We start from the raw sequence: 12,571 nt of genomic DNA on the forward strand, positions 1-12,571 counted from the left end.
AAACTTATTCAATTTGATTGGTATTTACACCAGTTTTTGAAACATAACCAACTTGTTGGTTAACTGTTTTATGTTTTGGGAAAACCAATTTGAAATCGCAATATCCTTTTCAATCATCAGTATATACATGACATTTTGAAAAAATGTGGCTTCTTGCAAAATTCAAAAGACTTTTACTCTTTGCATTTTTCAATACTTTCACAATTAAATTATTAGTTGTTTTTTCATAAATACCAACAATCAATGTTTTATTTTTCAAGGATCTTCCTTGTTTTTTAAAAGCCATATGTGAAAGATACATTTCATCAATTTGCACTGTGCCTTCAACAATAAATTGAGGTTCTTGTTTTGCAATACGTGTTCTAATTTTATGACCCATTCTCCATGCTGTTTTTAAGGTCACTCCCAATTCTTTTGAAACATCAGTTGACGGAATTCCATGTTTGGTGTTTATTCATCTAAAGATGAAGTAAAATCATGATCTTAAAGATGTTTGTGACCTTGAAGATATGGTACCCTTGAGAATACTAAATGTTTGATTACATTTCAAACATCTTATTCTTTTTAAATCAGAAGTATTCAAATTAAAACTAGAACACCTAATACATTTGTTTTCTTTCAAATTTGCTATATATGCAAGACATTGCCGTTCAGTTTGAAAAGCATTGTTGAACTCATTCAGTTTCATTGTTCTCTCCACAAGTACATGTGGGGAGAAGTCCGTTTTCTAAATCAATATTTTTTTTAAAATGATTTAACTTCCAACTTTTTTTCTCCACATTATAATAAATTACTTATTTTTTTTAGGTTGAACAACTATTTCAGATTTTGTAAATATTTTTTTAATCTTACTTGAAAATGGTGTACTAATTCTACCATTTTTTTTATAACGACTACGTTTATGTTTATTATAGTAATGAAAACCAAGAGTTTGAAATATTTGTAATATTCCAGAAATAATTCAATAAATACCCAATCCTGAAGGGGCAACACATACATAAAATAAAAACATAAAAATCATAACGCTTTGAATAATAACTTGTTTTTTTAATGCAGCTTTTGCTTCTTTAGTTTTAATCTTCTGTCGTGAACGATTTAAAAACATCGGCAATAGCATAGAAACTAATTGTGTTGGTATATATATAACAATAATTATTAAATACATAAATTCTCCATGAGTAACCATAGTTCATGGTTGTTCAACTAAACTAATAGCACCAACAACAGTATTTTTTAATAAATTAGTTGATTTCATAACAGTAAACATAGCTGTTAAGAAAGGAAGTGATAAAAACATTGGAATAAAAGCAACCATTGGATTTATTCCTTCTTTTTTATAAATAGCCATTAATTCCATTTGTTGTTTTTGTTTTGCACTTGGATCACGTGAATGTTTATATTTGGCTTGAATTTCGGAAGTTTTCATTTGCACTGACTGCATTTTTTCCTGATTTTGTTGGGCTTTAAAAGTAAATACTAATGTAATAAGTTTAATAATTAACGTTGTAAAAATAATAGCAAAAATAACACTTACTGATCAATATTTTGAATTTACATCAATTCCACCACTTAATCCAGCAGAAATGCTAACTAAAATTCAAGCAATTGGATAAACAAACATTCCAAAGAACGGTGATTTAGTTTGCGTTCAAGCTTCACTTCATGTTCTAATACCTGTAAATCCATATTCATAAATATTATTACCATTAAAATGAAAAATGTGATTTTTTGCTACATCACTGTTACCAATAAGTAATTCAAAAAAAACAGCCGCTACATTATATCTTTGAAAATCATAAGCTGAAATAACATCACTAGTTGCAACATTAGGATCACCCATAGTCTGACCACAACCTCAAAGTGTTGACATCAATAAAAAAGTTCCTAAAATAATTTTAGTTCACTTTCATGTTATTTTTAATCAAACGTTTTTTTTCTGTTGCTCAGGAAATAAAAACTTTTTATATTGCATTAAATTTACTCTCCTATAATGGGATTTTCATTAAAAGATGTAATAAAGAACTAAGATTTTCTTCATATGTATTAGATAAATAATTTTTTCTAATCATAATTACTATATCTACTGGTCAATCTTTTTTAATATCTACTAACATTCCTCATACTTGACGCTTAATCTTATTACGTGCAAAAGCAAAACGAACTAGTTTTTTTCCTACTGATACACCTACTCGTATAGTTTCAAAATCTATTCTATTCATATAATAGATAAAAAATTGACCATTTGAAATACTTTTTCCTTCATTAATTAAATATTTAAAATGATGATTTTTCAAAAGGCGGTATTTTTTTTCCATATTTTGTTCACCTTATTTTATTTTTTAAACTATGCTGTTAATTTTTTACGTCCTCTTTGACGTCTTCTTTTAATAACATTAATGCCTGTTGCAGATTTCATTCTTGCAAAAAAACCATGAGTTTTTTGATGTTTTCTCTTACTTGGTTGATATGTCGGTTTCATTTTTTTCTCCTTTTTTTTAAAATTCTAATAAAAAATCATAAAATCATTAAAAGTATTCTAACATAATATTTATATCTTAACAAATTATTCTGCTTATTTTTAATAAAAACAATATTAGTTTAACAAAAAAATAAATCATTTATAATATTAAATAATAAATATTATTTTTTTATTTTTTTTAAAAGTATAATACAGATTATAATTATAAAAAAGTTATCAACATTAATCCACAATTTATCCACAATAATTATATTAATTAAAGAGGTTTTTAAAATGAATGACACTGATAATAAACTAGAAAACTTTCAAAATATTTGAAATAAAGTTAGAAACTTTCTTCAATATGATGAAATGATTGATCCAAGTATTTTTAATAATTATATTAAAAATACTTATATTTATGATATTTTTGAAAATAAATGTTTAATTATTGTTGATTCGCTATTCGCAAAAGAAATTTTAACTAAAAATATAACATTTAAAGTTAAAGAAATTTTAGAAAGAATTATTCAACAAAACCTTCAAATTGAATTTTTAGAACTTAATGAAGCAAAGAAACAAAAAATATATGTAGAAAAAGATTTTGTTGAATTTAATAAATTGCAACAAATTAAAAAACAATTTCAATTTAATAACTTTGTTAAAGGTGAATCAAATAACGATGCTTATCAAGCAGCATTTTCAATTACCATAGAACTTGGTAGGTATTGAAATCCCTTATTTATCTATGGTAATTCTGGATTGGGAAAAACACATTTACTTCACGCTATTGAAAATGAAATATTAATAAAATATAATAATCAAAAAAAAGTACTTTACTTATCTTCTGAAGAATTTGGCCGCATGGTACCAGAAATTATTAAACAAAATATTAATGATATTGAAAAATTTAAAGATTCATTTAATCAATACGATGTTCTTCTTGTCGATGATATTCAATTTTTAGCTAATCGTAGTAAAACAAATGAAATATTTTTTCATATATTTAATAGTTTTGTTAATAAACAAAAACAAATTGTTATTACATCAGATAAACATCCTGATGATTTATATGGTTTTGAAGAAAGAAATGTTTCAAGGTTTCAAAGTGGTTTAAGTGTTGGTATTGATTCACCAGATTTTGAAACTTCATTAATTATTTTGAAAGAAAAAATTAAGTCTTTAAATTATGATCCAAGCATTTTTACTGAAGAATCTTTAAGTTTTATTGCTTTAAATTTTAATAGTGACGTTAGAAAATTAGAAGGAGCATTAAATAGATTAATTTTTTACAGCATTTTATATATAAAACCTAATCATTTAATAGTGCTTGAAGACGTTATGAAAGCTTTTAAAACATCAAATACTTCATTAAAAGAAAAACTAACTATTAAAAAAATTAAAACAATTGTAGGTGAATATTATAATATTCCAATCAAATTATTGATTAGTACTTCTAGAGTTAAAACAATAACAATAGCACGCCATGTAGCAATGTATTTAATAAAAACACTTTTAAATGAATCATATACAAAAATTGGTTCTGAATTTGGAGGTAAAGATCATACAACAGTAATAAATGCTTATAACAAAGTTAAAAAAAATATTGAAATTAATTATGAATTTAAAAAAACCATTGAAAGATTATCACGTGAATGTTTAAAACACAATTAATCCACTATTTTAATCATAAATTATTAACATATAAGATCCTTATTTTTTACTTATTTTATAAGTTAAAATTAGTTATTAACATTAATCCACATTGTAATATTATTAATAATTAAATAATTAATTATATATTATATATATAATAATTATTAATGTTTAAAAATGGGAGATATTTATGAAAATCGAAATCAAAAGTTCTATATTATTCAAAATAATAAAAAAAATAATAAAAATAACAATTTCTAATAATAATTACGAAGAATTATCTTGTTTTTTATTAGAAGTTGAAAAAGAAAAAATAATTTTAACTGCATCTAATGGTAATTTATCATTAAAATATGAACTAAATAATAATGAAAAATATTTAAAAATATTAAACATTGGTTTAGTATTAATTAATACTAAAATTATTTATGATATTTTTAGTAAATTAGAAAATGAATGAATTTTATTTGAACTTAAAATTAATAACTTAATCATTAGTAATTTTAAAAATGATAATAATGATTTTATCTTTAAATTAAGTACATTGACAATTGAAAAATTTCCAAAAATTAACTTTAACAAAAATATTAAAAATAAAGTATCTTTTAATAAAAGTTTGTTACAAAATATAAATGAACAAATTGCTTTTGCAACAAATACAAATAATAATAAACCAGCATTAAGTGGAATTAATTTTAAATTTAATGATCAAAAGTTATTTGTTACAGCAACTGATGGATATTGTTTAGCAAAAAAATGATTTTCTTTTAAAGAAAAATTAGAATTTAATAACAAAGAGTTTAATATTCCAGTTCATTTAATAAATGAAATTGATAAAATTACTAGTGATTTAAATTCAAATATAAATTTTTATTTTGAAAATGATTATAATTTAATTATTGAAATTGAAAATTTTTTATTTCAAACACGAATGATTGAAGGTACTTATCCAAATACGGATGATATTATTAAAAATATTATAGAAAAAGAAAAAAATATTATTGAAATTAATAACGTTAGAGAATTTTTAAAAATTATTGAATTATCAATAATTTTAGCAAAAAAAGATACTTCACCTATGATTCAATTTTGAATCAATGTAGAAAAAAATGATTTTAAAATTAATTGTTTATCTAATAATGATAGTATAGGTGAAGTAATTGAACAATTTAAAAAATTTCATATTGTAAAATCTAAAAGTTTAAAAGAAGAAATAAAAGTAGTTTTTAATTCAAAATTAATTATTAACGCTTTAAAATCTTTTAATAAATGTAAAAAAGTAAATTTGAAAATTTCTTGACCAAAAAAATATACAATTATTGATAGTGAAGAAGAAATTGGGTTATTACAACTAGTTTTACCAATTGGCGAAAAATAATATGATATAACTAAAGTAGTTATTTTTAATTAAAAAATTCAGAAAAGGTAAAAAAATAATGAAAAAGAAATTACAGTTATTAAGTATGTTTACTATTTTAATTTTTACTAATTTAAATATAATTGCTTGTAAAAATAAGCAAGATAGTATTAGTGAATTTTATGTTTTAGGGGATAGTTTATCAGATACTGGTGCAGGAACATTTGCACAAAATCAATATTTAGAAAATAGTAATGGTAAGTTTAAACATTTTCAATTAGATAAACCTTATTATAATAATTGTTGAAGTAGTAATAAAGTAGCTTCACAATTAATTGCTGAAAAATTAAATATTAATTTTAAACCTGGGTGATTATTTAACATCAACGGTAAAACATTTCAAAGTTTTGGTAATAATTATGCTTATGGAGGAGAAGTTGCTGATAGCAGTGATAATAATTTAGATATTATTAAAACTTTTGATTTATCTCATCAAACACAAATGTTGTTATTACAACATTCTTTACAAAAAAAAGATGTTATTTGAATAGAAATGGGAGCTAATGATATTGGCAATTTAATGAATAAAACAGATCCTATTATTATTAATAGTAAAATTAATAATGTAATAAATGAAGAAAAAAAAGCAATAAAATTATTAATTAAAAATGATGCAAATAAAATTATTATTAGTGATGTTCCTGACTTAACATTAACACCAAAGATTAAAAAGATATTACATAATAATCAACAAAAAATACAAATAGCACGTAAAACATGTATTGAATATCAAAAACAATGAAAAAAAATGATATTAGAAATGAAAATAATTTATAAAAATATTATTACACCTTTTTTTCTTTCAAGAGAATTAGCAACTGATATGATTGATTTTAAAAATAAAATTCCAGATGGAATTATTGAAACTAGTGCTACAATTTGTAGAATGATGTCTAAAGAAACAAAATATTCTTATAAACCAGTTTTTAATTTTGGAGTTAATGAAAGTAACTTAAATAAATATTTTTATTTTGATGAATTTCATCCAGGTATGTGATTTCATCAACAAATGGCAAATAGTATTATTAATTTAATAGAAAATTTTAAATAGTTTTTTTATTAAATATTTTAAAAAAAGTAATTTATTATTTTTGAATAAAGATTTTTTAATTTTTCTTTTAAAAAAAATATGTTGTTTTAAATCAAAAAAAATGTATAATTTATACATAAAATGTAAAGTAAAATAATATGCTTATTTTAAAGAATAAAAAGTCTTTTTTTGAATTTATTTTTGAAATTTTAAATGTTTTCATTATTAAATTAATGAAAACATTTAATGATGAAAGAGAGTGAAAATAGTGAACACAAGGACTCCAAATGATTATAATGCTAACTCAATTCAAGTTTTAGAAGGACTAGAAGCAGTTAGAAAACGACCTGGAATGTATATTGGTTCCACTGCAGAAAGAGGATTGCATCACTTAGTTTGAGAAATAATTGATAATGCTGTTGATGAAGTTATTGCTGGTTTTTGTACAAAAATTTCTGTAACTATTACTAAACATAATGAAATATTAGTAAAAGATAATGGTCGAGGTATTCCTACTGATATACATCCAAAGACTAATATTTCAACAGTAGAAACGGTTTTTACTACATTACATGCTGGTGGAAAATTTGATAATGGTTCTTATAAAGTATCAGGTGGTTTACATGGTGTTGGTGCTTCAGTAGTAAATGCTTTAAGTAAGTATTTGGAAGTTACTATTTACCGTGATGGTAATATTTTTTTTCAAAAATACATTGAAGGTGGTAAACCAGAATTACCATTAGCAATTATTGGACAAAGTGATAAAAAAGGAACAACTGTTTTATTTAAACCTGATGAAAGTATTTTTACTGAAACTGTAAATTTTAGTTTTATAATAATTAAAACAAGATTAAGACAACTTGCTTTTTTAAATAAAGGTTTAACTATTCAAGTTATTGATGAACGTGAGAATAAAGAAGAAACTTTTTGTTATGAAGGAGGCATTAAAGAATATGTTGCCTTTTTAAATAATAAATTTGAACCTTTAAAACATGAAATTATTTATGGAGAGTTTGAAATAAATGGTATAAACACAGAAATAGCTTTTCAATATAATGAAAGTGAAGAATCACAAATATTTTCATTTTGTAATAATATTAATACACCTGAAGGTGGAACACATGAAGATGGTTTTCGTTTAGCATTAACAAGAGAATTGAATTCTTATGCGAAAAAAAATAATCTTTTAAAAAATAATGATGAAACATTTACTGGAGATGATGTTAAAGAAGGAATTTTAGCAATTATTTCAGTTCAACATCCTAATCCACAATATGAAGGGCAAACTAAAACAAAACTTGGTAATTCTGAAGTTAGAAAAATTGTTTCTAATGTAACTGGAAAAATAATTAATAAATTTTTAATGGAAAATCCTGCTGAAGCAAAAATTATTATTAATAAAGTTATTTTATCAGTAAGTGCACGTTTAGCATCTAAAAAAGCACGTGAGAATATTATGACTTCGAGAAAAAATCCTTTACAATTTTCTAATTTACCTGGTAAATTAGCAGATTGTTCTTCTAAAGATCCAACTAAAACAGAAGTTTTTCTTGTCGAAGGTGAGTCAGCTGGTGGAACTGCAAAATTGGGAAGAAGTAGAGAAATTCAAGCAATTTTGCCATTAAGAGGGAAAATAATTAATGTTGAAAAAGCACGACTTTTAAAAGTTTTTTCTGATGAAGAAATAAATAATCTTATTATTTCCTTCGGTTGTGGTGTTGGTAAAGAATTTAATATTACTAAATTACGTTATCATAAAATTATTATTATGACCGATGCTGATGTTGATGGTTCACATATTAAAACATTATTATTAACATTTTTTTATCGTTACATGCGTCCTTTAATTGATGCTGGTTATATATATATAGCTCAGCCTCCTTTATACAAATTTTATAGTGGTAAATTTGTTAAATATGCATATAATGATCAAGAATTGCAAGAAATTAAAGATAATTTTAATGGAACTAATTTTAACATTCAACGTTATAAAGGTTTAGGAGAAATGAATGCCACGCAACTATGAGAAACAACTATGGATCCACAACATAGAATTTTATTACAAGTAAGTATTGATGATGCTTCAGAAGCAGATGAAACATTTTCAATATTGATGGGGAAAGATGTATTTCCACGAAAAGAATTTATTCAAGAAAATGCTAAATATGTAAAAAACATTGATGCTTAAAAGTTAATAAAATAAAATTAGGAGTTTATATATGAGCGAAATAACTAAAAAAAATGAAACATTTATTTCTAATAAATATGTTCGTAATATATCTGATGAAATGAGAACTAGTTTTTTAGAATATTCAATGTCAGTTATTGTTTCAAGAGCTTTACCAGATGCAAGAGATGGATTGAAACCAGTACATCGTCGAATTTTATATTCTTTAGCAATTTTAGGTATGACATATGATAAACCTTATAAAAAAGCAGCACGTATTGTTGGAGAATGTATTGGAAAATTTCATCCTCATGGTGATATTGCAGTTTATGAAACAATGGTAAGAATGGCTCAAGAATTTAATTATCGTTACCCTTTAGCTGATGGCCAAGGTAATTTTGGTTCAATTGATGGTGATAGTGCTGCTGCTATGAGATATACTGAAGTTAGAATGAGTAAAATGGCAGGAGAGTTGGTTAAAGATTTAAATAAAAATACAGTTACTTTTGTTGAAAATTATGATGGTGCTGAAAAAGAGCCTAGTGTTTTACCAGCTTATTTTCCTAATTTATTAGTTAATGGAACAACAGGTATTGCGGTTGGAATGGCAACAAGTATTCCACCACATAATTTAAGAGAAATAGTTGATGCGATTATTTTTGTAGCTCAAAATCCTGATTGTGATATTATGGAAATATTAGATATTGTTAAAGGACCTGATTTTCCTACAGGTGCAATGATTTTGGGTGTAAATTCATTTAAAAATGCTTATTTAAATGGAAGATCAACAATAACAGTTCGTAGTAAAACTAAAGTTGAAAAATTATCAAATGGTAAGCCTGCAATTATTGTTGAAGAAATACCTTATCAAACTAATAAAACTAATTTAATAAATAATATAGTTAAAGCAGTTCAAGAAAAAAAAGTAAATTATATAACTGATTTACGAGATGAATCTAATCGTGAAGGAATAAGATTAGTATTAGAAATTAAAAATATTGATTATGCTGAACTTATTTTAAATCAACTATATAAATTTACTTCATTACAAACAACATTCACAATAAATTTATTAGCATTACATAATAAACAACCTAAAGTAATGAATTTAAAAGAAATGATTGAAATTTATATTGAACATCAAATTGAAATTATTCTTAATAAATCTAATTTTGAATTAAAAAAATATGAACATCAATATCATATTATTTTTGGTCTTGTTAAAGCATTACAAAATATTGATGAAATTATTAAAATAATTAAGGAATCAAAGAAAACAGAAGAAGCATTAACTAATTTACAGAGTAAATTTGAATTTTCTGAAAAACAAGCTAAAGCTATTTTAGAAATGAAACTACAACGTTTAACAGATTTAGAACAAGAAAAATTAAACAATGAATTATCATTTATTAATGAAGAAATTATTCGATTAAGAACTTTAATTAATGAACCTTCTAGGCAAATAGAATTAATGATTTCTCAGTTAACAACAATTAAAGAAAATTATGGTGATGATAGAAGAACTGAAATTATTGAAAATTATGAAGGTGAAATTATTGATGAAGCTTTGATTAAAGAAGAACAAGTGGTTATAACGCTTTCAAAAAGTGGTTATATTAAACGTTTACCTTTAGATACATATAGAACTCAACATCGTGGTGGTGTTGGTGTTAAAGGTGCTGGTGGCACTGACATTAATACTGATGATATTGATAAAGTTTTAATTACTTCAACTCACTCTGATTTGTTAATATTTAGTAATAAAGGGAAAGTTTATCGAATTCGTGCTCATAAGGTACCAAATTATTCAAGAACAGCTAAAGGAACACCAATTGTTAATTTAATAGCAACAGAAAAAAATGAGACTATTAAAACAATAATTGCTATATCAGAAAATTATGATATAAATGCTAATTTATTTTTTGTTACTAAAAAAGGAGTTATTAAACGTTTACCTTTAGATCAATTTAAATCTATTTATCAAAACGGTAAAATAGCTATCAAATTGCGTTCAAATGATCAATTAGTAGATGTGTTGAAAACTAGAGGTAATAATGAAATAATTATTGCTGTGGCTAGTGGACGAGCAGTTAGAATTAATGAAAATCAAGTTAGAGTAATGTCAAGAATAGCCAGTGGAGTAAAAGGAATAGATACAAAAGGTACTCATGTAGTTGGAATGTGTTCTAATCAAGATGGTGATTTGGTTATCTCCATTAGTGAAAAAGGTTATGGAAAAATATCACGATTTGAAGAATATCGTTTAGCAAATCGTGGTGGTAAGGGTATAATTTCAATGAAATTAGCTCAAAAGACAGGAAAATTAATTGGTATAAATTCAATAAATAACACTAATAATAGTAATGATTTATTAATTATGACTTTAAAAGGTACAGTTATTAGATTTTCTTTAGAAGATATAAGAACTACAAGAAGAAATACTATAGGTGTTAAGTTAATTAGATTTAAAACAGAAGATGATGCAATTTCTTCAATTGTAACAATCCCAATCACTAAAGAAAAAACTATTTTTATTGATTAATTTAAGAGGTGCTAAAATGATTGATATAGAAAAAATACGTAATAATTCGGAAAAAACTATTAGTAAAATAGGAACAAGGGGCCAAAGTTATAAAAATGAAATAAATAAAATTTTTAATTTAGATTTAGAAATAAGAACTTTAAAAACAAAAAATCAAAAATTAGAAGAAACAAGAAATAAGCATTCTAAACAAATTGGTGAATTATTAAAAAATAAAAAAAATGATGAAATAAAAAAAATTAAAGATGATATGATTATTTTAAAAGAAAAAATTATAAGAAATAATTTAAAAATTGTAGATTTAGAAGAGAAAATATATGCATTACAATTAGTAATTCCTAATATGCCACATTTTTCAGTTCCACAAGGAAACGATGAAACTAATAATCAAGAAGTTAGAAAATGAGGAAAAATTATTAAAAAAAATAGTAAACCACACTGAGAAATTGCTGAAAAATTAAATATAATTGATTTTTCAAAAGCAACTAAATTAAGTGGCACTAGATTTATTATGTATAAAAATAAAGGTGCTTTATTAGTTAGAGCATTAATGAATTTTATGATTGATTCTCATTTAAAAAATGGTTATTCTGAATTTTTACCGCCATTAATTATTAATAAAGAAAACTTATTTGGTACAGGGCAACTTCCTAAATTTAAAGATGATTTATTTCAATTAAATAATGAACAGTATTTAATTCCAACAGCAGAAGTTCCTTTAACAAATATTTATCGTAATGAAATTATTAATTTTTCTGAATTACCAATAAAAATGTGTGCTTATACACCATGTTTTCGTTCAGAAGTTGGTTCTGCTGGTAGAGATACAAGAGGAATAATTAGATTACATCAATTTAATAAAGTAGAATTAGTTCAAATTGTTGATCCTGAGAAATCTTATGATGCCCTTGAAGAATTAACTAAAAATGCTGAATTAATTTTACAAAAATTAGATATTCCTTATAGAGTTATTAATTTATGTAGTGGTGATATTGGTTTTAGTGTTGCTAAAACTTATGATTTAGAATTATGATTACCTTCTCAAATGTGTTATCGTGAGGTTTCTTCATGTAGTAATTGTGAAGATTTTCAAGCAAGAAGAATGGAAACTAGAGTTAGTCAAGATAATAAGAAAATAGTTCCACATACACTAAATGGGTCGGGATTAGCTATTGATCGAGTTGTTGCAGCAATTTTAGAAAATTTTTATTTTGAAGAAGATAATGTTGTAAATATACCTATTGTTTTACAACCTTATATGAATAATTTAAAAACTATTTAATTTATAATGTTTCACGTGA

Annotated in this window: 10 protein-coding genes; 6 read left to right on the top strand and 4 right to left on the bottom strand. The window is 23.8% G+C overall.

Going from position 1 to position 12,571, the window contains the following annotated elements; all coding sequences use genetic code 4:
- Positions 1-4: 4 nt before the first annotated feature.
- The 4 genes from AAHM85_RS04765 to rpmH form a co-directional block, all read right to left on the bottom strand.
- A complete protein-coding gene (locus AAHM85_RS04765) occupies positions 5-700 on the bottom strand; it encodes an IS1595 family transposase (RefSeq protein WP_342261187.1) in 696 nt (231 codons plus the stop codon).
- Positions 701-790: 90 nt separating this feature from the next.
- Complete coding sequence (yidC, locus tag AAHM85_RS04770) at positions 791-1,972, bottom strand: membrane protein insertase YidC (RefSeq protein WP_342261188.1); 1,182 nt, start codon at positions 1,970-1,972, stop codon at positions 791-793.
- 13 nt (positions 1,973-1,985) lie between these two features.
- Positions 1,986-2,315 carry a ribonuclease P protein component gene (gene rnpA, locus AAHM85_RS04775; protein ID WP_342261189.1) on the bottom strand — a complete coding sequence of 110 codons (330 nt, stop codon included), beginning with the start codon at positions 2,313-2,315 and terminating at the stop codon, positions 1,986-1,988.
- A gap of 29 nt (positions 2,316-2,344) precedes the next feature.
- Entirely contained in the window at positions 2,345-2,479 is a 135-nt protein-coding gene (gene rpmH, locus AAHM85_RS04780) for a 50S ribosomal protein L34 (protein WP_174481423.1), read from the bottom strand.
- A gap of 273 nt (positions 2,480-2,752) precedes the next feature.
- Between rpmH and dnaA the strand changes: the two genes are divergently transcribed.
- From dnaA to serS, 6 genes are all read left to right on the top strand, one after another.
- Positions 2,753-4,132 (top strand): chromosomal replication initiator protein DnaA, encoded by a 1,380-nt coding sequence (gene dnaA / locus AAHM85_RS04785; RefSeq protein ID WP_342261190.1) that lies wholly within the window; start codon positions 2,753-2,755, stop codon positions 4,130-4,132.
- 172 nt (positions 4,133-4,304) lie between these two features.
- Positions 4,305-5,492, top strand: coding sequence for a DNA polymerase III subunit beta (gene dnaN, locus AAHM85_RS04790; RefSeq protein WP_342261191.1), 1,188 nt, complete (start codon positions 4,305-4,307; stop codon positions 5,490-5,492).
- A gap of 58 nt (positions 5,493-5,550) precedes the next feature.
- Positions 5,551-6,582: an SGNH/GDSL hydrolase family protein gene (locus AAHM85_RS04795; protein ID WP_342261192.1), complete on the top strand. Its 1,032-nt coding sequence runs from the start codon at positions 5,551-5,553 to the stop codon at positions 6,580-6,582.
- A gap of 244 nt (positions 6,583-6,826) precedes the next feature.
- Positions 6,827-8,749, top strand: a complete 1,923-nt coding sequence (gene gyrB, locus AAHM85_RS04800) for a DNA topoisomerase (ATP-hydrolyzing) subunit B (protein ID WP_425289727.1) — start codon at positions 6,827-6,829, stop codon at positions 8,747-8,749.
- A gap of 31 nt (positions 8,750-8,780) precedes the next feature.
- Complete coding sequence (gene gyrA / locus AAHM85_RS04805; protein WP_342261194.1) at positions 8,781-11,270, top strand: DNA gyrase subunit A; 2,490 nt, start codon at positions 8,781-8,783, stop codon at positions 11,268-11,270.
- Positions 11,271-11,286: 16 nt separating this feature from the next.
- Entirely contained in the window at positions 11,287-12,552 is a 1,266-nt protein-coding gene (gene serS, locus AAHM85_RS04810; protein ID WP_342261195.1) for a serine--tRNA ligase, read from the top strand.
- Positions 12,553-12,571 lie beyond the last annotated feature (19 nt).

Source organism: Spiroplasma endosymbiont of Notiophilus biguttatus, from assembly GCF_964030985.1.
GTDB lineage: Bacteria > Bacillota_I > Bacilli_A > Mycoplasmatales > VBWQ01 > Spiroplasma_E > Spiroplasma_E ixodetis_A.